At 44.9% G+C, this 22443-nt stretch carries 22 protein-coding genes and 1 tRNA gene; 15 read left to right on the plus strand and 8 right to left on the minus strand.

The window, feature by feature from the left end; translation table 11 throughout:
• Positions 1 to 4: 4 nt before the first annotated feature.
• Entirely contained in the window at positions 5 to 460 is a 456-nt protein-coding gene (locus tag KSK55_RS08830) for a hypothetical protein (RefSeq protein WP_218606632.1), read from the plus strand.
• Here KSK55_RS08830 and KSK55_RS08835 read toward each other — a convergent pair.
• Positions 453 to 2021, minus strand: a complete 1569-nt coding sequence (locus KSK55_RS08835; protein ID WP_218606633.1) for a tetratricopeptide repeat protein — start codon at positions 2019 to 2021, stop codon at positions 453 to 455. The genes KSK55_RS08830 and KSK55_RS08835 overlap by 8 nt on opposite strands.
• A 214-nt stretch (positions 2022 to 2235) precedes the next feature.
• Here KSK55_RS08835 and KSK55_RS08840 point away from each other — a divergent pair, with 214 nt between their 5' ends.
• The 4 genes from KSK55_RS08840 to KSK55_RS08855 all read left to right on the plus strand — a co-directional run bounded on the left by KSK55_RS08840 (position 2236) and on the right by KSK55_RS08855 (position 6597).
• On the plus strand, positions 2236 to 3816 hold the full coding sequence (locus KSK55_RS08840) for a hypothetical protein (RefSeq protein WP_218606634.1): 1581 nt from the start codon (positions 2236 to 2238) through the stop codon (positions 3814 to 3816).
• Entirely contained in the window at positions 3813 to 4805 is a 993-nt protein-coding gene (locus tag KSK55_RS08845; RefSeq protein WP_218606635.1) for a hypothetical protein, read from the plus strand. The genes KSK55_RS08840 and KSK55_RS08845 overlap by 4 nt, the downstream gene beginning before the upstream one ends.
• Positions 4806 to 4868: 63 nt before the next feature.
• Entirely contained in the window at positions 4869 to 5390 is a 522-nt protein-coding gene (locus KSK55_RS08850) for a hypothetical protein (RefSeq protein WP_218606636.1), read from the plus strand.
• A 55-nt stretch (positions 5391 to 5445) separates the two neighbouring features.
• Positions 5446 to 6597 (plus strand): FAD-dependent oxidoreductase, encoded by a 1152-nt coding sequence (locus KSK55_RS08855; protein ID WP_218606637.1) that lies wholly within the window; start codon positions 5446 to 5448, stop codon positions 6595 to 6597.
• Positions 6598 to 6739: 142 nt separating this feature from the next.
• Here KSK55_RS08855 and KSK55_RS08860 read toward each other — a convergent pair whose 3' ends face one another.
• The 3 genes from KSK55_RS08860 to tfrA are packed head-to-tail and all read right to left on the minus strand — an operon-like array spanning position 6740 to position 11083.
• Positions 6740 to 8014 carry a DNA methyltransferase gene (locus tag KSK55_RS08860; RefSeq protein ID WP_218606638.1) on the minus strand — a complete coding sequence of 425 codons (1275 nt, stop codon included), beginning with the start codon at positions 8012 to 8014 and terminating at the stop codon, positions 6740 to 6742.
• A gap of 1 nt (position 8015) precedes the next feature.
• The gene (gene tfrB, locus KSK55_RS08865) at positions 8016 to 9464 is read right to left on the minus strand and encodes a fumarate reductase (CoM/CoB) subunit TfrB (protein WP_372238748.1); all 1449 of its coding nucleotides are present in this window, start codon (positions 9462 to 9464) and stop codon (positions 8016 to 8018) included.
• Positions 9461 to 11083, minus strand: coding sequence for a fumarate reductase (CoM/CoB) subunit TfrA (gene tfrA / locus KSK55_RS08870; RefSeq protein ID WP_218608914.1), 1623 nt, complete (start codon positions 11081 to 11083; stop codon positions 9461 to 9463). Before tfrA ends, tfrB begins: the two co-directional genes overlap by 4 nt.
• A gap of 119 nt (positions 11084 to 11202) precedes the next feature.
• Between tfrA and KSK55_RS08875 the strand changes: the two genes are divergently transcribed.
• Together KSK55_RS08875 and purM are read left to right on the plus strand one after the other, a co-directional pair.
• Positions 11203 to 12600 carry an aspartate kinase gene (locus KSK55_RS08875; protein ID WP_250545210.1) on the plus strand — a complete coding sequence of 466 codons (1398 nt, stop codon included), beginning with the start codon at positions 11203 to 11205 and terminating at the stop codon, positions 12598 to 12600.
• A 2-nt stretch (positions 12601 to 12602) separates the two neighbouring features.
• Positions 12603 to 13595 carry a phosphoribosylformylglycinamidine cyclo-ligase gene (gene purM, locus KSK55_RS08880; RefSeq protein ID WP_214420062.1) on the plus strand — a complete coding sequence of 331 codons (993 nt, stop codon included), beginning with the start codon at positions 12603 to 12605 and terminating at the stop codon, positions 13593 to 13595.
• Here purM and KSK55_RS08885 read toward each other — a convergent pair.
• The 3 genes from KSK55_RS08885 to KSK55_RS08895 all read right to left on the minus strand — a co-directional run bounded on the left by KSK55_RS08885 (position 13592) and on the right by KSK55_RS08895 (position 15049).
• Positions 13592 to 14116, minus strand: a complete 525-nt coding sequence (locus KSK55_RS08885) for a ZPR1 zinc finger domain-containing protein (RefSeq protein WP_214420061.1) — start codon at positions 14114 to 14116, stop codon at positions 13592 to 13594. The two genes, purM and KSK55_RS08885, sit on opposite strands and share 4 nt — an antisense overlap.
• A gap of 2 nt (positions 14117 to 14118) precedes the next feature.
• On the minus strand, positions 14119 to 14481 hold the full coding sequence (locus KSK55_RS08890; protein ID WP_011449995.1) for a cell division protein SepF: 363 nt from the start codon (positions 14479 to 14481) through the stop codon (positions 14119 to 14121).
• A 70-nt stretch (positions 14482 to 14551) separates the two neighbouring features.
• Complete coding sequence (locus KSK55_RS08895; protein WP_214420060.1) at positions 14552 to 15049, minus strand: RNA-binding protein; 498 nt, start codon at positions 15047 to 15049, stop codon at positions 14552 to 14554.
• Positions 15050 to 15181: 132 nt separating this feature from the next.
• On the opposite strand from KSK55_RS08895, the gene KSK55_RS08900 reads away from it, so the two are divergent.
• From KSK55_RS08900 to KSK55_RS08930, 7 genes are all read left to right on the plus strand, one after another.
• Positions 15182 to 15409 (plus strand): LSM domain-containing protein, encoded by a 228-nt coding sequence (locus KSK55_RS08900; protein ID WP_214420059.1) that lies wholly within the window; start codon positions 15182 to 15184, stop codon positions 15407 to 15409.
• 12 nt (positions 15410 to 15421) lie between these two features.
• On the plus strand, positions 15422 to 15604 hold the full coding sequence (locus KSK55_RS08905; RefSeq protein WP_011449998.1) for a 50S ribosomal protein L37e: 183 nt from the start codon (positions 15422 to 15424) through the stop codon (positions 15602 to 15604).
• 2 nt (positions 15605 to 15606) lie between these two features.
• Positions 15607 to 17022: an amidophosphoribosyltransferase gene (gene purF / locus KSK55_RS08910; RefSeq protein ID WP_218606640.1), complete on the plus strand. Its 1416-nt coding sequence runs from the start codon at positions 15607 to 15609 to the stop codon at positions 17020 to 17022.
• A 13-nt stretch (positions 17023 to 17035) separates the two neighbouring features.
• Entirely contained in the window at positions 17036 to 17425 is a 390-nt protein-coding gene (locus tag KSK55_RS08915; RefSeq protein ID WP_218606641.1) for a HEPN domain-containing protein, read from the plus strand.
• Positions 17367 to 17804 carry a nucleotidyltransferase domain-containing protein gene (locus KSK55_RS08920; protein ID WP_218606642.1) on the plus strand — a complete coding sequence of 146 codons (438 nt, stop codon included), beginning with the start codon at positions 17367 to 17369 and terminating at the stop codon, positions 17802 to 17804. The genes KSK55_RS08915 and KSK55_RS08920 overlap by 59 nt, the downstream gene beginning before the upstream one ends.
• Positions 17805 to 17912: 108 nt before the next feature.
• Complete coding sequence (serA, locus tag KSK55_RS08925; RefSeq protein ID WP_218606643.1) at positions 17913 to 19499, plus strand: phosphoglycerate dehydrogenase; 1587 nt, start codon at positions 17913 to 17915, stop codon at positions 19497 to 19499.
• 67 nt (positions 19500 to 19566) lie between these two features.
• Positions 19567 to 19640: transfer RNA gene (locus tag KSK55_RS08930), tRNA-Val, on the plus strand.
• A gap of 203 nt (positions 19641 to 19843) precedes the next feature.
• On the opposite strand, the gene KSK55_RS08935 is transcribed toward KSK55_RS08930, so the two are convergent.
• Positions 19844 to 20977 (minus strand): ABC transporter substrate-binding protein, encoded by a 1134-nt coding sequence (locus KSK55_RS08935; protein ID WP_218606644.1) that lies wholly within the window; start codon positions 20975 to 20977, stop codon positions 19844 to 19846.
• Between the two features lie 110 nt (positions 20978 to 21087).
• Here KSK55_RS08935 and KSK55_RS08940 point away from each other — a divergent pair, with 110 nt between their 5' ends.
• Positions 21088 to 22440: a mannose-1-phosphate guanylyltransferase/mannose-6-phosphate isomerase gene (locus KSK55_RS08940; protein WP_218606645.1), complete on the plus strand. Its 1353-nt coding sequence runs from the start codon at positions 21088 to 21090 to the stop codon at positions 22438 to 22440.
• Positions 22441 to 22443: the final 3 nt, after the last annotated feature.

Genomic DNA, 22443 nt, shown 5'->3' on the forward strand with positions numbered 1-22443 from the left:
TTCGATGAATAAAAATTGTATAATCGTTTTGAGTGTTCTTCTCTGTGCTGGTTTAGGTATACTCTGTCCGGTACTGGCTCTAAGTGCACCAGATGTAGGGCAGGAGGGAAATGCTGGCAATCTAATCATGAGTGTTCAGACTGATCGTGCATACTACGCACCAGGTGACATCATCCGTATCAAAGGAACGATTGTGGATGGGAATAAACAGCCAGTGATTGCTGACCTTCTTTTTCAATTCCAGGAGATGAATAAAACAGGTAGTTCAGGTACTGATGGATCTTTTCTTGTAACTGTTCCCATATCCCTTGTAGAACCTGAAAACATGTACAGATTAGTTATATCTTCGCAAAAAGACGGATTTCCAGGGAGAAATATATCAATACCTATCATCATAATGGGTGAGCCTTCCTCCCTTGCCCCCGTCCCAACAATTCCAGATGAATTTACCACTACCTGACTTTTACCAAGGAAGAATCAATGGTTCTGACCCGGTAAGAATACTCTTTTTCCAGAGCAGAGCGAATGATGACTTCACTTTTTTCAGCTCGTTCCCACCCGCCATTATATGATTGCCAGATAGGGGATGTTACATAGGAGTTCGTGAGAGGATCATACCCCATTATGAGAAGAAGAGAGGCATCGGCACCCCGGTCCTTCGCAACGATGTCACCATCCTTATACAACGGTTGTGTTCCAGGTGGAGAGGATTCTTCACCAATGCCAACCTGACTTAACGCAATTCTGGTTTCCCGAACTGGATATGAGCGTTCGAATTCACTCCGATCCTTCCATTCAGAGAGAGCATCCGGACGGTACCCCCATTCACCTGAATGATACTTATACAGGTTATCAAATGCATATTCATCTGTTCCTGAATCAAATCCGAGGACAACAAAAGCCTCTTCAGATGAACTTTTTGATGAAGAGACAACATCCCCAGGCACATACAAGGGGCCTATCCCTGATGATGAGTCATTTCGGACAGCCTGATAGGGAATGTCTGGACTTAACATTCCTTCTGCCGGAATCAGGAGCATTGCGGATTTAATAGAAGATTGTTCAGTCTCCTGCATACTCATATTTTGTGCTGAATTCGGTTGAATAAAGAAAAGCCCTTCATTTCGCCGGTTTAACGATTGAATCCTGTATTGATTGTCAGGTAATAAATCAGAAACTAAGAGATAAGAACCACTTTCATTAATCAGTATGTCACCGGTTTTGTATTGTGGATCATATGGAATCAGAACTGGAGTTATATTCATGACTGCGGTCTCATTTACCAGTACAGGAAGGATAATTTTCTGATTCAGGACAGGTCTTTCAGAATCATCCACATAACGTGCAGATAACCGGATGGTGACCGTGTTATCATCAGAAATCGGATATAAGTCCTCATGAGGTATTCCAAGGGTGGATCCTTTGCTGGTACCCAGATTTCGCGGTAATCCACTTAACGAATGAATCGTCTGATTGTTGCCGGTTAAAAGAAATTCGGCAACCTTTTCCAGCCCGGCGCCTCCATTATTTCTGACAAGAATCAGATCATCCAGTTGTTCGATTGAAATCTGAATATCACCAGCAGATGTTGCGAGAGGTTCTGGCTGGAAGAAAGGTGGGATAATTACTGCAAGGAGTGCAATTAGTATCAATAACAACAGGATTCCACCGAACAGATATGGAGCAGACAGTCCAAAGGGAAGATTGGCAGGAAGTGAGAAATATCCTGATGAAAGCAACTCCTTCATGTCTTTTTTAACATGTGAAGAGTTTTTGACACGATTTCTTTCATATACTGCATTCCCCTGATCAAGAATGAGCGCATTTTCAAAACATACATCTGCATCCTGATATTTTCCCATCTTTGTTAATACGACACCAAGGGCGTTCCAGGCACGATGATCATGCTCATCAGTTTCAACGACCTGCATCAGATGATGAGACGCCTGACTGAGATCTCCCCTCCGATATGCTTCAATTCCTTTTTTATAAATATCCTGTATCTCTTCGTCACCCACCATTACAAATCCCCCTTAACCTGAAATTATCCTCTCATATTTATTTCAGAATACCAAGAAGAGTTCTCTTCTCACCCAATACCGGGTATAAGGAGAGGAGACTATTTAATATTTTATCGGTTCTATGCTACATCAGATAAAAAATGATTCATATATTCAGTGAAGAACCTTTATATTCGCTATTCCCGAATATTTCTAAATGGGGGAGTGTACCGCGATGAGACATTACTTTTTAATTCTATGTATCCTGGCATGTATTCCGGTGATGGTATGTGGAGCATCACCAGGAGATATCCTGAAAAATCAGGTGTTGGGTCTTCCGAATATACCTGAATGGGGTTATGGGCTTGATACTTCACCTGATGGGAACACAACTGTCTGTGGAGTTGCATATCCGGATGATTCAGTTGATCTCGGTGAACTTGGAAACGGAGATGCCTGGGTAATCAGGTTTGATTCAAACGGAACTATACTCTGGGAAAAATTATTCGGAGGGAATGAAACTGATTATGCCCTTTCAGTCAGAAATCTCCCAGACGGAGGAGCGGCAGTCATCGGAACCACTGGATCATACAACGGGGATGTCAGCGGGTATCATGGAAACGGAGATCTGTGGTTCATCAATCTTGGGCCAGATGGTAATATCCGATGGGATCAGGCACTTGGTGGTGACCTGATCGATGAGGGATCTGATATTGCGGTGCTACCAGATGGCGGATATATATTATGTGGCTACTCCATGTCCTCAAATGGAAATCTTCGAAGACATCTTGGGGGTGGCGATCTGTGGCTTGTCAGACTGGATAAAGATGGGAACCTTCTTTGGCAACAGACATATGGTGGAAGCAGACGGGATAGTGGAACCAGCGTAACAATAACTGGTGACAATGCCATTGTTGCATGTGGTAACACCAACTCCACTGATGGTATGGTATCAGGTAACCGGACCAGCAGTGATGTCTGGATAATTAAGACAGATATGAATGGAACCTTGTTATGGGAGCAGTCTTTTGGTGGATCAGCACTTGACTGGGGGCATTCAGTTATTGAACTGGCCTCTGGTGACCTGATGGTTGCGGCAGTCACAGCATCTGATGATGGAGATATTGTAAAAAACAACGGAGCAGGGGACATCTGGCTTATGCGTCTCGCCCCTGATGGAACAATTATCTGGAACCAGACATACGGGGGCAGTTTTAGTGATAATGTCTGGAAACTGGAGCCGTCTCCTGGAGGTGGAGCATATCTGGTGGGTGACAGTTATTCTGTTGACGGACACTTTGCCGGAAATCATGGAGAATCAGATCTCCTGATAGGTGAGGTTGATGGAGATGGAAAATTGATCTGGCACCGACAGATTGGAGGATCTTCTGTTGACCGGGGATCATGGGTCAAAAGAACCAATGCAGATACCCTTGTAGTAACCGGGATGACTGCTTCTTCAGATGGCGATGTCTCTGGTGATCACGCTCTGGGTGATCTCTGGATTCTTGAAGTGGAAGGCAGTAGATATGAGAACACCAATAAATCAGAGCAGGTTCAGACCTCTACGCCCATTACTCGTTCACCGATTGGTCCACTCAACGGAGACGGACCAGTACCAACCGACCCTGACGGAGATGGCAAGTATGAAGATCTCAATGGGAATAAAGAGATGGATTTACAGGATCCTACAGTTTTCTTCAAATATTTTGCCTGGCTTCAGACTCAGGAATATGCCGATGCGTTTGATTTTAATGAGAATGGGGCACTGGATTTGAGTGATGTTCAGGCCCTGTTTGCGGAGATTCAATCATGAAATATCGTATAATCTGTATTGTACTGCTTTTTGCAGCAGTTTTTATGATCACGCTTACGAGTGGAGCAGTCATATCAATGGCTCCGGTTACTTTAAATCCTGGAAGTTCGGGTACCACAAGTCTCATTCTTGACACTGCCCCGACAGGGATTTCCGGATATCAGATGAAAGTTTCTTCAGATAATCCGACAGTTGTATCAATAACTAATGTTACATTTCCACAATGGGCATCCCTTTCCGAAGCAGTTCCGGGAGAAGCAGGTGTGTATGCTCTTCGCGCTATCGATCTGAATAGTGGTGTGGAAGCCGGAGCTTCATCCATTACCCTGGCTACATTATCTCTTCAGGCATCAGGGGAAGGAAATGCCAAAATAACTATTCAAAATCTGATTATTGATGATGATGCCGGGAGTCAGGTTCAGGCAGAGAGTACACAGGGATCCATTACCGTAGGAAGTGGAGATACAACACCCACACCAGCACCTACATCTGGACCTGCACCCCGGGATATTCAAATCAATCTGAAACCCGGGTGGAATCTCATTAACATTCCTGTGCTGCCATCTCCGGGATTTGAGACTGCAGAGATATTTAAAAATGTTCAAAGCGGCGGGCATTCTATGCTGACCTATGATAAGACAGGTTGGGTGACAATTGGAAAGGAGCATATCCTGAGCCCAATGACAGGATACTGGGTTTATACAACAACCCCGGTTATGATCCCCCTGAAGATTCAGGAAGGTGTCATTGAATCAAAATTCCTCGCTCCTGGCTGGAACCTTGCAGGCATTACCGGAACAACAGAAAGAGCGCCTGAATCGGCACTTTCAGGTCTATCAACCTGGACATATCTCGTTACATTTGACAGTTCATCACAACAATATCGGGACGCAACAATGAAAGATGCACAGAGCCAGTCAGTGCTCAATCCGTTCGAAGGATTCTGGATATATGTGGATTCACCAGGAACGATCAGCCCGGTCGCCTGAAACAAACCCCTATATTTTTATAAGTCCTTTTCATAAGACATATTCAGAATGGAGATCCGTACCATGTACTACAAAATTGGAGTAATACTCCTGTTCTTTACAGTTCTTGTGGCCGGTGTTTCTGCAATCCCCCCGCTGCCATATGAGTTCTATGGAAACGCTACCATGAATGATACCCCTGTCGATGCAGGCACAGTCATTCTTGCCAAAATCAATGGCACTGAAGTAGGGAATGTGACTACAACAAAAGCAGGATCCTATGGGGGACCAGACACATTTGACCGCCGGCTGGTTGTCAATGGAGCAGAGGATCAGATTGGGCAGTATATTACCTTCTGGATCGGTGATAAGCAGGCAGCTGAAAAAGTAAAACTGTACGCAGGAGAATCACAGCGGCTTGATCTTACCTTTATTCCAGGAAAAGAAGGGAGTATTGATAAATCAGTTACGCCATCACAATCAGGGACAATAGCGGATGTTCCTACAGATGTTGATACCCCAGTTGCAACTGAGACAAAAGCACCCCTGTTCATTGCACCATTTGCTGCAGGACTTGCTCTGCTGCTTCTGAGACGCAGGGAATAATCCTGCGTTTTCACTCCCGCTTCTCTTTTATATACCAGATACATATCTATCCCATATGCCCGAGGTCACAGTATATTCCACCCAGAACTGTCCCTATTGCAGACTGGCAAAAGCCTTTCTTGATAGAAATAATGTCCCATACCGGTCAATAGATGTCGGAATAGACCGGAAAGCAGCCAAAGAAATGGTTGAGCTTTCCGGGCAATATGGTGTGCCGGTTATCGTTTCCGGTGATGAGGTTATTGTAGGATTTGACACAGACAGACTGAGGGAACTGTTCACATCTGAAAAGAAAACAGATCTTTTTGACGTTATCATTGCCGGAGCAGGTCCTGCAGGCCTTACTGCTGCCCTTTATTGTGTCAGGAAAAATTTAAAAACACTCATCATATCTCCAGATATCGGGGGTCAGGCACTCGAGAGTTGGAACATTGAAAATTACATGGGATACCGGATGATTACCGGTGATGATCTGATGGCAAAATTTGAGGAACAGATCAGAGAACTTGACATCAGAGTTGAGCTGGATCAGATCCAGTCTCTCCTTCCCACGTCCGGGGGATTTGCTATCAAAACTGTTTCAGACCAGGAATTCAAAGGAAAAACAGTCATTCTTGCTCAGGGTAAAAAACCGAGAAAACTAGGGGTCCCAAAAGAAGACCAGTTCATCGGAAGAGGACTTTCAGTCTGTGCCACCTGTGACGGACCGCTCTTTCGGGACAAGGTTGTCGGTGTTGTCGGAGGAGGCAACTCTGCTCTCACAACCGCCCTTGAGATGAGTGGTATTGCTAAAGAAGTGCATCTTATTGTCAGAAGTTCAATCAGGGCTGATGCTGTATATACTTCGCAATACGCGCAGAGACAGAATATTATAACCTATACCGGATATGAAATTACCGAACTCTCCGGAGAAGACCGGTTGTCAGAAGTTGTAATCAAGAACCGTGAAACCGGCGAAGAGAAAAAATTAAAATTAGACGGATTGTTCACAGAAATCGGATGGATACCAAATACTTCATTTGTTGATGGACTACTCAAACTCAATGAACAAAAAGAGATTGAGATTGATATAAATTGTCGAACCAGTGCACCAGGAATATTCGCTGCAGGTGATGTTACTGCAATATCCGGAAAACAGATCATTATTGCATGTGGCGAAGGTGCAAAAGCAGCTCTGTCTGCATTTGATTACCTAATGACACGATAACCAGGAAATACGTACTCATTTTTTCCGATAAACCATTCCCATGCAGGAATAACCCGGATTCTCCTCTCTGTTTTTATCCAATCATCAGGAATTATTTAACATAATTCTTTTTTAAAAAACGGAATGGAGATATAAACTATAACTAACCATTACCAGCCAAAGGCTTATAGAATAATACAATCCGGTTTGTATTCGTTCCAACAGACATATTGTTTACTCCCCAGATATTTGCCGTCTTTGTAAAGTCCTGCTTATTAATAAGAACCCCGCAACACGAGAAACCTGCATGTATTCCAAGTGGGATAACATGTTCATCAAGTCTGATCTTACCATTCCTGACTTCTCCTACCTCAAATGCTACATATCCACCTGGTTTTGTGATTCGGAATAACTCCCTGAATACATCCTGCATGATTGTTTCCCAGTCGGAGGTTTTTCTTGCAGTGGATATTTTTTTGCCAATAACTGCTGCATCAAGGCCGTTAAACCAGCACCGAAGCCAATTATCTGCTGCATACTGCACAATATCCAGGAATGGAGGTGACGTTACTGTCAGTGATACACAGTTATCTTCGATCTCCGGGGTATATCTTGCATCACCGGTGAGAAAGAGGGAATTTTCTGCAGTCTTGACGAAATTCTCTTTTTGTTTCGGATCAATACCCTGCAGGAGTGATCTGGTTTTTTTGAGAATTATCTCCCTGACATCCCGGAATGGGGGAGTCTGATTTCTATCACGGTTGATTACAATCTGCCTTTCAGGTGAGACGGCCTGATTTGGAGGGAGTGTATAGACTGAAAAAAATCCTGATGAGTGCCCGGAAAGCCGGTTTGTAGCAACCATTCTGATCCACTGATCAACTGGATCACATTCTCCCCTGTTTGATCTGGATATGAGATATTCCCGTAGACTGCAAAGAGATCTGAGCGTGTCAGGGTGGTAGAACATTGAAAGATCGAGATCACATCCGGGTGATGCAAGATCTGGGATTTCATATAGTCTGACACGTACTTGTTCCAGTGTTGGTGGGCTCAGTCGTGGTTCAGTCAGAATCCGGGACAGGGGATTTATGTCATTTGCTATAATTGATCGGCCAAGTAATGCTGCTTCAATTGAGGTAGTTCCCCGCCCGGAGAAGGGATCATAGACAACATTGCCAGGATCTGTTAAGAGAGTAATGAAAAACCGGGGGAGTTGGGGTTTAAAACAGGCACGATAAGATATCTCCTGAATTTTTGCTGCCTGTCGCTGACGGGCTGTCCAGAACTCATTCGTAAACCGGTGGTAGTTTATCCCCTGAATGGAAACGACATCACACACGGTGGCTTGTACTGGCTGCAATGTCGTCTGACCATCCTGGCCTGGCAACCTAAAATTTTGCAGATACTCATGGACGAAGGATGGTTCCCGTTTCATATCAGAGTTCTGCTGGTTTTTTTCCAAGTGCTTCAACGAGAACGGTCATAAGATTTTTAACCGGCCGATCACTGTGTTCCTGAATATGGTATTCGCAGAATGGACAGATGGTCACAACAATATCAGCACCGGTTTTATTAATCGCTGTTCGTCGTAACTCGCCAAGCGCTGCTGCTTCATCCGGGAGTCCGGATCTTACTCCACCACCAGAACCACAACACTGGGCAGGCATCTCTACAAACCGTTCTACTGCATCTTTTAGGATCTCACGCGGCTGCTCTGTTATCTGCTGACCGTTCATCAGGTGACAGGGATCATGATATGTAGCAGTGACCGGAACTTTTGTAAGTGGGGGCAGTCCTGTTTCTGTCAGAATCTCAGAGACATCTTTTACTTCAAACGGAGTCTCGTAATCATGCTTGAGGGTTGCCCCGCAACCGGCACACATCGTCATGACTGTTTTAATTCCTCGATCCTGAAATGCCTTGATATTCCGTTCTTTAATCTCATCGAGAAAAGAAGTCTGACCAGTTCTTATCAGTGGAGAACCACAACAAACCTGCTCTTTTGGAATGATCACCCTGATTCCGGCATGTCGCATGACCTCGATCATATCCAGTGCACGTTCAGGGAGTCTTGCATTAAACATGCATCCAGAGAAGAAACCGACTTCCCGTTTGACTTCTCCATATGGCTCTATGACTTCATCAACAAGATCGAGGAAAACATGTTTTCCGGACTCAACACTTCTCCCGGTTGTCCGGACCAGTTCTGCAACCTCCTGGTGGCGAGGAAGAGTGAGACCTTCGCGGTTTGCTATCTCCCGAAGTTTTTCAATGGCTTTTCCAGGAGTTTCAATATCTTTCGGGCATACACGCCAGCACCGGTTGCAACTCGTACAGGTGAAAAGACCCTGGGAAATTGCTTCACGAATCCTGTTTCCTGGTTCTCGTGGATCAAGAGCAATCCGCATCTGTGAACGCATCGAGGTAGGTCCAAGAAAGTCAGTAACCTTCATCGCAGGACAGACAGATACACAGGAGAGACATTCTATGCAATCACGAAGAGGTTTCATTTTTGCTACTTCATCCTGTGAGGGAAGTGTGCCACATGTGCAGGTATGAATACGGGGAATAGATGAAATTCCGGAGATAAGATCTACCATTAAATCCTGGATAACCGGGAGATCCAGCGGCTCAATCACCATTCCCTCCTTCGCTTCTTCAGTGCAGGCAAGAACTGGCTCACCATTCACTTTTACAGCACAACTTCCACACTGACCAGCCCGGCAACTGGACCGGTATGCAAGAGTCGGATCCAGAGCATGGATAGCATCAAGGACATTTAAAACCCGGGCCCCTTCTTCAACATTTACCTGCCAGGGTTCCATTCGGGGTACAGAATCAGTCTCAGGATTAAATCTGGAAATCGTCACATTCATCTGCATCAGGATCTCCTCCGCTCGATGGTAGCTCCAGTCCTGGTGAGTATTGTATGCCCAAATGGTGAATTCTTACTATCCCAATCCTGTATTATGTCGGTTCTGACATGGGCACCTCGTGATTCATCCCGAAGTATTGCTGCCGTTACAATCAATCGTGCTGTGTCAATCATATTCCTGGTTATGCAACAATCAATAAGCCCGGAAGGGTCAACTGCTTTGAGTTTTTTTCTGGATAAATGATCCAGACCCACTTTCGTCTCTTCAAGAACAACTTTACTTCGAAAAATTCCCGCCCCTCTCCACATGATCGTCTGCAGTTCGTGTTTGACAACATCAGGAAGAACATCACCAGACAGATACCCATCCATCATTGATAATGCGGCACCTACCTGATCCTGTGGTGCGGAGATATTCTGGACACTGGCTTTTGATGCAGATCCTCCAGCACGAGCACCAAATACCTGTGTTTCTGCAAGTGCATTTCCTCCAAGACGGTTTGCTCCATGCACACCACCGGCAGCTTCTCCACAAGCATAAAGACCAGGCAATGTGGTCTGGCAGAAGGGATCTATCCGGAGTCCTCCCATGATATGATGTGCAGTTGGTGCAACTTCCATCGGTTCTGTCCGTATATCAACACCATATTTCAGGAACTGCTCAAGCATCACCGGCAGGCGCTCTTCAATCTGCCTGGCAGGGAGATGGGAAACATCAAGCCATACTCCGCCATGTGGTGTGCCTCTTCCCTCCATGATCTCAGTTGCACAGGCCCTTGCCACAACATCCCGGGTAGAGAGTTCCATTTTTACCGGGTCATACCGTGCCATAAAACGTTCACCAAGAGAGTTTTTGAGAACACCTCCTTCTCCCCTGACTGCTTCAGTTACAAGTCTTCCCCGGGCATCCCATGGATAGACAGCTCCGGTTGGATGAAACTGAATCTGCTCCATATCGATCAGCTCAGCTCCTGCGCGCCACCCCATGGCGTACCCGTCTCCAGTCCCGCTGGTGGAGTTTGTGGAGATGTCAAAGACACGTGTCCCTCCACCAGTTGCAAGGACTGTGGCATCCGCAAGAAACGTGTACAATCGTCCTTTCCGGTCAAGACCCAGTGCACCAATTACCCTGCCTTCAGATACCAGGAGATCAAAAGCAGCAATCTCATGACAAATTCGAACATTGGTTCCAGAAAGACGTTCCATCAGCGTGATCATCATCTCATGTCCGGTCCGATCACCAGCATAACAAGTCCGGGGAAAACATTGCCCGCCAAAGGGACGTTGACAGATAGTGCAGGAATCGGTAACATCAAACACTGCTCCCCAGGAGATGAGATCATTCATTCGCAGGGGGGCCTCTTCTGTCAGAACGCGAACGAGATCCTGATCATTCAGGTACGCGCCGCCTTTCATCGTATCAGCAAAATGATCCGAGATATTATCCTCCTCGTTCATCACGGCATTATATCCGCCCTCAGCCATGATGGTGCACCCACCTTTTCCAACAATAGTCCGTGAAATTAGAACACAGGTTCCGGCTGCAGAGGCTTCAATAGCAGCCCGGACTCCCGCACCCCCGCTCCCGATAACCAGGACATGGGACCTGATGATCTCCTGAATCTGCATTACATACAGGTCATAACCAGACCATCTTTGTATTTTTGGTAATACATCACCAGGAGAGATCATCTTTCAGCATCCCTTTTGAGAAAAAACAACACATAGTAACGGAGAGTTGCACCTGCATGAAACTCATCATGAAGTTTGGGGGCACTTCTGTCCAGAACGCAGAGTCAGTCAGAAGGGCTATAGATATTGTATATGACCGATTTTCCAGGCATGATCATCTGGCAGTTGTAGTTTCTGCAAAAAGAGGGGTCACTGACCGGTTGATTTCCTGTGCAGAAGCGATGGTTACTTCACGGGATGCAGAAGAGATATCTGATCTCATCTCATTTCTCATCGAGAATCATCTGACTACCTTACAAGAAGTCGCTCCTGATTTTTTCCAGGAAACCAGTGAGATAATCACCCGGCGCATAGAAAACCTGCGTGATTTTCTTTATGCAGTCTATCATCTCAGAGAACTTACTGTCAGATCCCGTGATTACATCATCTCATTTGGTGAACGCCTCAATGCACCGATCATAAGTGCTGCACTTCGTCAGCGCGGAATACCATCAATGGTACTTGACGGATGTGAAGCAGGGATTCTCACCACAGAAAACCATGGAGATGCTATCGCTCTGCCTGCCGGGGAAACACGTATTAAAACCCGTCTTGAACCGATCATTGAACATTCAGTCCCGGTCATCACCGGTTTTATGGGATGTACAGAAAAAGGGGTAGTTACCACACTTGGCAGATCAGGATCAGATTATTCAGCCACAATCATTGGTGCTGCCCTGGACGCTGATGAGATCTGGATATGGACCGATGTGGATGGCATCATGACAACCGATCCCAGGATGGTCCCAGAAGCGCGGGTTATTTCCCGTATCTCCTACATCGAGGTAATGGAGCTCTCATACTTTGGGGCAAAGGTCATGCATTCACGGTCCATTGAACCAGCCATGCAAAAGGGAATTCCAGTCTGGGTCAAGAATACCTTTAATCCGGACTATCCGGGAACGGTTATCGAAGGCGGGGAACTCAAAGACTCACGCGTCGTAAAAGCCATCACCTATATCGACAAAGTTGCAGCGATTACTATCACCGGAGCACAGATGGTAGGAAGACCAGGAGTAGCCAGGCACATATTCACCCTGCTTGCTGAGCATCAGATTAACGTGATGATGATATCACAGGGCTCATCTGAAGCAAATATTACCCTGATCATCGAAGCACAACAGGTGAAAACTGCCATGGAGGCATTACTGCCATTAAAAGAGCGGTGTGTATTCAGGGACATTACTGCTAATGAAGATGTCTGTGCTGTCGCAGTAGTAGGTTCAGGAATGGCGGGCATGGCAGGCACTGCTGGACGGACATTTTCTGCACTGGGAAAAGCCGGAATTAACGTGATGATGATTTCACAAGGTTCATCTGAAGTAAATATTTCTTTTGTCGTCCGACAACAGGATGGCCCATTAGCAGTCCGGATATTGCATGATGAATTTAATCTCATGAATGAAGAGGTATGAGCATGGAGCAGGACGCATATCGGGAAGCAGGAGTAGATATTGATCTTGAAGCTGCGGCAGTCAAAAGTCTCATCTCCGAATTGACCTACCGAAGGAAGGGCGAATTCAGTATGGCATCAGAGATAGGTCATTTCGCAGGATTTGTCTCTTTTGGAAAATATGTCCTTGCCATGGCAGTTGATGGAGTTGGCACAAAAATGCTGGTCGCTGATGCATTGCAGAACTGGTCTACGGTGGGTATTGACTGTATTGCAATGAATGTCAATGACCTGTATGTTATGAATCTTGAGCCAATTGCATTTGTAGACTATATTGCCACATCTGAACTGTCTCATGATCAGATGAAGCAGATCGGTAAAGGTCTCAATGAAGGAGCAAAACTTGCGAACCTCTCAATACTGGGAGGTGAGACAGCAACGCTAAAGGGGTTGGTGACAGGTCTTGACCTTGCCGGAGCATGCCTTGGTATTCAGGAAAAAGAAAAGGTCATCACAGGTTCAGCCATTGTTCCAGGCGATATTATGGTTGGCATTCCTTCATCCGGTATTCACAGCAATGGGTTGACACTTGCCCGCCGGATGGTAGAACAGCATGGATCATATGATGAACGCCTGCAATCAGGAGAAACACTCGGGGAAAGTCTTCTAAAACCAACCCGTATCTATGCAGATGTCCTGCGGATTTGTGAAGAAACAGACGTACATGGAATGTGCCACATCACTGGTGGCGGCCTTTTAAATCTGAACCGTCTCGGAGAATTCGGGTATATATTCGACTCACCCCTTCCACCCCAGGAGATTTACACCTGGATTGTACAGACCGGCGGGATATCTGAACAGGAGATGTACCGGACGTTTAACATGGGTATGGGATATGTTATCATCATGCCACAAGAAGGCGTGAACACTGTCAAAAAATATTATCCTGATGCTCAGGTTGTTGGAAAAATTGAGAGAAGTCCGGGGATATCACTCAACGGGAAAAAACTATTTTAAGAGTTATCTGGACAATAAGTCCCCTTTTCAGCTTTTTCTGAATCAATCAACGAATTTCCATGTGGATCTTCAATGATAAGAGTGATGCTTCCTTTCCCATTTTGAAGATTTACAATTTTCTCTTTTAAAGAAAGAGCATTCCTTCGCTGTATATCATCACCATCAATCAGGACACCATCAAGAACCTTGTCAATTCGGAGCAGAACGCCCTCAACATTTGACACAAATCCTTCACATGCCGGACCAGGATCAATCTCAACACCAAGTTCAGGTATGATTATTTTTCCTGCGCTACTTCTGACCACACGGACCGAGAGGTCATCCTCACAGCACGCACAAAAGGTATACCGGACTGGTTCATTTGTGGTGATATTCTGCACATCAGAAAACCGGTAGCCGCAGTCAGGACAGGAACAGGTAATTATGAGAATATCTGAAAAATAGGGTATATTCTCGGTCTTATAGAGCCAGTCAACCTCCTCTCCACAGGACGGACACGTTCCTCTGACTTCCTGTTCCAAGCTCAGGCACCGCCACCGATGCGGTCACGGGATATTTTTACATTTTTCGGGGTGATTATTACATATTGTTGATCCCCAAGACCAACAATATCCCCGTCTACATCCCGTGCAACCTGATAGAAGTCTTTCATAACCCGTTCATAATTGATTTTGTCCATTTTCAGACGAGTAATATCAACAATTACAATATTCCCGTCATATACCTGATCTTTTACGATCTGACTTTCCCGCAGACCTGTAACCGTGGCGACCTTAACAAGAAGGGCTGGGTTCTCACTGAGTTCATACTCCTTCAGGGTGAGATCTTTATATTCGTCCGGGGAAGAGGTATCCTTGCTTCCGAAGAGAAGGTCGCGAAGTCCCATATAAGAACCTTTTCTGTCAGTTGTAATAAAGATACTGGTTTTTCAGGCCTGATGGGCGTCCTTTCTCATTTCAGAACTCAAGATTCCAGATATCATCACCGACGTAATGCCATGTTCTGGATATCTTTCCTTTCTCCTGCGCGAGGAGATCCGCCGCATCAAATAATGCAATACCAAGTGCCAGTGGTTTTCCATGACGCTCATCAACAATCTGAACCGGTTTTCCTGCAGTAACATCCGGAGATACGTCAACAACGCCCGGCCGCATGATATCAGCCCCGTTGACCACGAATGATACTGCACCCATATCCACCACAATCCGTTTTTGTGGAAACGGACGTGATAATGCACCACGCAGGCTGGGAAACAGTATCCCATCCTTTTCAAGGATCAACGGCTCTTTGTCAACCAGATAGAGGTGAACATCCTGGTTTGTCTCGATTATTTCAATCATCTTTCCGGAAAACTGCTCTGCTCCGTCCCCTATCTCCTCTCGAAGCCGTTCCAGTATTCCGCTAACCTGGGACTTTCGTATTGAATGTCTTCTTTTTGAAGTCAGCTTACCCATATGTTGTATAGTACGGGAACCTGAATTCCCATAAACAAAACGGAGCAGTACATATGCATGACACAACAGGTATGTTTATGAGTCATCCCGGCGCAAATTATTCACTCATTTCGAGTAGTGCAGGGTATTGATATGACTAAAAGACCTATGGATATTTTAGATCAGGTCCTGAATCGCCAACCAGTCCTGATATCCCTTAAAGGGGGCAGGGAAATCAAGGGAGTTCTCCAGGGATATGATGTCCACATGAACCTTGTTCTTGACAAAGCCGAGGAAATTGTGGAGGGGCAGGCTCACAGTATTGGTACCCTGATTATTCGCGGCGATAATGTAATCTACATCTCCCCGAATCCCCAATAAAGAGGTAACATAATGTCAAAAGGAACACCATCACGAGGAAAGAGACAGACACAGACTCATCTGACCTGCAGACGATGCGGCCGGATGTCCTACCACAAGCGACATAAAATCTGTTCATCATGTGGATTTGGTCGCTCTACCCGCATGCGCTCTTACGGCTGGATAACCAAGCGGCCAAAAGTTGCAACTCATTAATCATGTGCGGGATCGTTGGCATCAGGAATTCTGCCGACGTCTCTTTTTCTCTTTATTATGCGTTATATGCTCTCCAGCATCGCGGCCAGGAGAGTGCCGGTATAGCTACATTTAACGGTTCAGGTCTGTGCAAACACAAGGGCAACGGACTTGTCTCCGAAGTCTTCAGTGAACAGATCCTACAATCTCTTGTAGGGTCAGCAGGAATCGGGCATGTCAGGTATCCGACCACCGGAGAAAACAGGCCTGAAAACATACAACCGTTTTTATTCACCTTTCGCGGGCATGTTATTGCTATTGCGCATAATGGAAACCTGGTGAATTATCGGGAACTTCGGACACAGTTTGAGGACCGGGGACAGATATTCTGGTCTACTTCTGATACTGAGATCATTTCCAAGATAATCACCGAGTCCATAAGAAAAGGAGGGACGATTGAAGACGCGGTGAAAAAATGCATGGCCTGTCTGAAGGGTTCATACTCGGTTGTGATGCTCTTTGACGGGGATCTCTATGCATTTCGTGATCCTCATGGGATTCGCCCGCTCTGTTTTGGCAGAACAGAATCCGGATATATAGTAGCATCAGAGAGCGTTGCTATTGATGCACTGAACGGGAAGTATGAACGGGATGTCCATCCAGGTGAGATGCTCCATATTTCTGAAGATGGCATCAAATTTAAGCAGATTGCGGTAGCCTCCCGGAAAGGCCATTGTGTGTTTGAGTACATCTATTTTGCAAGAGCTGATTCATTCATTGATGGTTCATTAGTTTATGATGTCAGACGAAAAATCGGAGCTCAAATCTACGAAGAAAATCCATTAAAGGCAGATGCAGTATGTACCGTTCCTGATTCGGGAACTGCTTATGCTGTTGGCTTTTCAGAACGATCATCTATTCCGTTCATGGAGTGCCTGATTAAAAACAGGTACATGGGTCGCACGTTTATCATGCCGACACAGGAAAAGCGTGAACGGGCAGTCAGGATAAAGTTAAATCCAATTCCGGATCATCTTCGTGATCGATCAATCATTCTCGTTGATGATTCCATCGTCAGAGGAACTACATCACGGCGGATAATTGAAACTATGCGGGAAGCGGGTGCTAGAGAGATACATATGAGAATTGGATCTCCGATCATCAAAGCACCCTGTTACCTTGGTGTTGACATGCCTACCAGAGCTGAATTAATTGGAAGTGATAAAGATGTTGAAGAGGTCAGGAAAAGTATTACCGCGACAAGTCTTCATTATCTCTCAATTGATTCGCTGGTGGACAGTATCGGACTTCCCCGTCATGACCTGTGTCTTGGGTGCCTGACCGGGTGTTATCCGGTTGAGATCAGGGATGAGTTATCTGATGACCGGTGTGTGACCATGGTTGACCGGGATGTACAAACATCCTTGTTTGATAGATAAATTTAATTTTTTTATGCCCGAACGAAGCCATGATTGGATAGTGCAGGCAAAATATGATCTAAAAGCCGCAGTTGATAATTGCATGGCAGGAAATTATGAGTGGGCTTGTTTTATCTCACAACAAGCTGCAGAAAAGTCTATAAAATCTCTGTATCAGTATTTCGGAGGAGATGCCTGGGGTCATTCTGCAGAGAAATTATTAATTGGATTAATTGATTCAATTGATATCGATGGCGGCCTGCTTTCTCATGCAAAACGACTTGACCGACTTTACATAATAAGCCGATATCCGGACGGATTGACATATGGCACACCCCATGAACACTTTACCAGAGAGGATGCACATGCAGCAATCAGTAGTGCAGGAAATATCATTAGATTCTGTCAGGATATTCTGGCTTAATTATCCTCTTATTATTGAGAGATTAATTAGAGTATCAGAAAGGTTTCAGAATTATCCTAATATCCTTGAAGTATGGCTTTTTGGTTCTTTTGCACATTTTAAAGCAGTTCCAGGAAGTGATATTGATCTGCTTTTAGTGATTCGGGAAAGTGAAAAACGGCTGATGGATAGGATCGAAGAATTCCAGGATTTATTCTCGGACATTGGAATCAGTGTAGATATTTTCCCGTATACAATTAATGAGTCAGATACAAATTTTGTTCAAAATGCAAAGAAAACAGGAGTATGTATCTACAATATTGCAGACACAAAGACCAGTGATGCAGCACTTTTTAGCCTTCATCAATCTGCAAAAAATAAAAGAAAACGAATTGTATGATTTTTGTTTGAACTGATCTGATAGTAACAATCAGACCTTCACATAAAAAAAGATCAGTCATTTCTGCGAACTATCAAGTAATCTCACTCTAATTTCTAAGAGAGTACTGTGACATATACCATCCTTGTAAGTGACGAACTCGCGGAAGAAGGAATAGAAATTCTCCGCGAACATGCCATGGTGGACGTGAACACCGGGCTTTCTGAAGATGAACTGGTTGCAACAATTGAGAATTATGATGCGCTGCTTGTCCGATCTGGTACCCAGGTAACCGAGCGGGTGATTGAAGCAGGCAAAAAACTTCGGTTTATTGGTCGAGCGGGTGCCGGAGTTGACAATATCGATATGAATGCTGCTACCCGTCATGGGGTAATTGTGGCGAATGCTCCAGAGGGAAATACCCTTGCAGCAACTGAACATACCATGGCCATGATGCAGTCTCTTTGCCGGAATATTCCCCAGGCAAATGCATCCATGCAGGCAGGAGAGTGGAAACGATCCAAGTTCATGGGAGTGGAACTCAATGAGAAGACTCTAGGAATTGTCGGACTTGGGCGTATTGGTCGTGAAGTCGCTAAACGCGCATCATCGTTTAACATGCATATCATCGGGTATGATCCGTTCATCTCTCCAGATAAAGCAGCGGAGATGGGCATTGATTCCATGAGCCTTGATACCCTTTTCACAAAAGCAGATATCATCACCGTCCATACACCTCTTATCAAAGAAACCAGGCATATCATCAATGAAAAAACAATAGCCACCATGAAAGATGGTGTCCGGATCATCAATTGTGCCCGTGGAGGGATCATCGATGAGGCAGCACTTGCTGTCGCGGTGAAATCAGGAAAGGTTGCGGGTGCCGCTATAGATGTGTTTGAAGAGGAGCCACCAAAAGACTCTCCACTCATCGGGATTCCAAACATCATTGTAACACCACATCTGGGAGCAAGCACCGTTGAAGCACAGAAGAATGTGGCCATCTCAATTGCGAGGCAGTGTCTTGAGGTGCTCGGAGGCGGGGATGCAAAATATGTTGTAAATGCACCAATTATCCCATCCGAGCAGCATGAAATGATTGAGCCTTTTGCAACCCTTGGTGAGCGCATTGGAAGACTAATGATCCAGATCGTTGATGGCCGTGTTCAGAAACTGGAGATGGTGTATGGGGGAGACCTCGCAACACTAGGGCAGTCAACAAAACTCATCACCCATATGGCTATTAAGGGGCTTTTGGATCCCATCCTCAGATTTCCAGTAAACATGGTGAATGCTGCCTACATTGCCAAGGATCGGGGCATTGCAGTATCTGAGACAACCACCGAAGAATCCGCCGGGTACAAAAATCTTCTCACGATGAAGGTGACAACAGATAGCACAGAACTGGTAATCTCCGGATCAGTGTTCTATAAAGGTGGGGCACGAATTGTTTCTATCGCCGGATATACCATGGACATGGTGCCAGAAGGAGCAGTAATCATTTCACGGCACCTTGACCGTCCGGGAGTTATTGGTCGCGCCTCTACTATTCTTGGAGAGCATCAGATCAATATTGCCGGTATGCAGGTTGGACGGTTCCAACCCGGAGAAGAGGCAATCATGGTCCTCAATGTGGATGGAGATGTCCCGGAAGGTGTGATGGAAGCGATCCGTGGTATGCCAGGTATCTACTCGGCAAAATTTGCCAGGATCTAATCATTTTTTCAAGATCAGATCAAAACACATATATGTACAGGAAGGCTACATTGTAAGGCACAATCGGGGGCTCGTGGTCTAGCTGGTTATGACGTCGCCTTGACATGGCGGAGATCCTGAGTTCGAATCTCAGCGAGCCCATCTATTCTTTTCAGATACAATTCAAAAATTCATACCGTAAACAATTGTATGAAAATTATCTAACGTTACAAATCGAATCTCTTCTCTCCGGTACACTCCAGGTAACAAAACAGCCCCAGATTAAATGTTCACATAAATCCCGTGAGAACCTGGAAGGAGAATTTCAGAAAAGCGGAGAAAATGACAATTCGCCACCACTCTGATCACATAAAAACAGGGATTCTGCTGAAAGCAAGGTTACCAAACTCCTTATTTACTTCTTCAAAGATGGGTTCTCCATACAGATAGATGAAGATATAATCTGCCATTGTTTTTGGATCAACGTCCATGAATTTATTCGGATACAGGAATTTTCCAATACCATATGCATTCATGAGTACGACTTCATGACTTTCTCCATACATGCGAGTTGGAAGTATACCATATACCTCACCGTTTTTTATTGCCCCAATCTTTGAAAAATCCTGATTTCGTTCTAAATCATCCATGGCAGTCTCTTTCTTTTCGAGGGTTGAGAGATCAATGAATAGCGCATCAGGATTCATCTTGCGAATCTGTTCTGATGAAAACTGAATCACTTCATTATTCCCATTTATTGTCTGTTCTGCTGCATTTTCAACTTTAATAAGGTCAAATGGGTGGTAATGTGATGCGGTTGAATCTGCACCAGTACTAAACCCTGTCGAAAAACCAGCAATATATGCTACCTTATGTTGAAATTCAGGAATTGTCGAGACTCTGCTCTTCAGATTATCGATAATTTTATCAAAAAATCGAATCACATCGGATGCACGTTCACCTTTTCCGGTAATAAGCCCAAGTACCCGGATCGAGTAATTCATATCTTCCCTTGCATTGATTAGATCACCTTCTTTTAGAACCAGAATAGGGGTATTTGTCATCCTGGAGAGATCATCCGGACTATATGGTCCTGAACTATTCATGAGCACTATCAGGTCAGGCTTTGGTGACAGGGACTGGATCTGTGCCGGATATAGCGGAGCCTGGATGGAAGGGAGATCCCGGAGACCTGGATTAGCTACAAGGTACGGAAGCCATGCCAATCTGGTGACATATCGTTCTTCAGGATTGTTTGTAAGGGTTATTTCTGACGCCTGAAGATAAGCAAGATATCGTAAACACCCAGGGCCCGAACACAGAATATGGGTTATATTCTTAGGAATTTCAACCTCCCTCCCTGTTGCATCACTGACAGTAAAAACCGAACCAGAACTTGCAATATCTTCAATTTCTATAATAGAAGGCCCGGGAATTGATTCAGGCGGTGGAGCCTGCTCAGATATACATCCAGCCAGGAATGAGAAGATCAGAAGCATGAGTATAATCAGAAATTTATGAATGTGCATATTCGTTCATACTATATGTTTTCGGGCATTCATCATTTTTGATACCAGGGTTCATTGTTCTTGAAGGTGATGTAATAGGGATGAAGGGTGTTTATACAATTATTCTGGCTGGAGGAGTTGGAACCCGGCTCTGGCCACTTTCCAGGACATATTATCCAAAACAATTTCTTCAGGTAAATGGCCATTCACTCTTTCAAAAAACATATCTCCGTGCGCTTGAAAACAGCGAAGCCGGTTCCGTTTTTGTTGTAACAAATATGCTCCACCATTTCCTGGTGAAAAATCAGATTACTGAGTTAGGATATCAGATATCTGATGACCAGGTTTTACTTGAACCCTCGGGAAAAAACACACTTCCTGCAATAACATGGGGTGTTAAAAAAATCGCAGAAAAAGACAAGGACGCGTCAATCTTTGTTTTTCCCAGTGATCATCAGCTTGGTGCCTCAGCTGGGGAAGAATTGATAAAAGCGTTGCCTTTGGCTGATAATTATATCGTAACCTTCGGAATTGTTCCAGATAGTCCACATACAGGTTACGGATATATTGCTCCTGGAACTCAATTAGGGGGAGGATATCTCGTCAGGGAATTTAAAGAGAAACCTGATGTTAAAACAGCAGAACGGTATGTTCAGGATGGTTATTACTGGAATAGTGGGATGTTTCTCTTCTCTGCTCCGGTATTTTTGAGTGAACTTCGAACATATCAGCAGGAAATAGCAGATGCTTTTGAAAAAGAGTTAATCTGGGATGAGTTGCCTTCAATTTCAATCGATTATGGTATCCTTGAACATTCTGATAAGGTTGCGGTCGTGCCATTAACATCTAGCTGGTCTGATTTAGGGAATTTTAATGCATGGTATGAAATCTCCGGGAAAGATGCCTGTGAGAATACCGGAAATTGTGTTGCGATTGAATCATGTGGGAATTTTGTTACCACAAAAGATAGATTAACGGCACTCATCGGTATCCAGGATACAGTAGTCGTTGATACACCAGATGCCCTTTTAATTTGTCGGCGGGATATGGCTGAGAAAGTCGGAGATATGGTAAAAGATCTCAAAAAACAAGGTAATCCAATAACAGAAATACACCGGTTGGTTTACCGGCCATGGGGATCATATCTCGGCCTAGAAACCGGACCAGGCTTTCAGATAAAGCGACTCACGGTAAACCCAGGTAATCGATTATCTTTGCAACGACATCATCATCGAAGTGAACACTGGGTCGTTGTTCATGGAACTGCGGATGTTGAACTTGATGGTACTCATTCCTTTATCCGACCAGGTGAGAGCACCTTTGTTCCCGCAGGAGTAATGCACCGTCTTGGAAACTCAGGAAAAATTCCCCTTGAAGTAATAGAAGTTCAGATCGGAGAATACCTTGAAGAGGACGATATCGAACGATCTGAAGATGATTTTAAAAGAGTATGAGGA

This window comes from Methanospirillum hungatei (assembly GCF_019263745.1).
GTDB classification, from domain to species: domain Archaea; phylum Halobacteriota; class Methanomicrobia; order Methanomicrobiales; family Methanospirillaceae; genus Methanospirillum; species Methanospirillum purgamenti.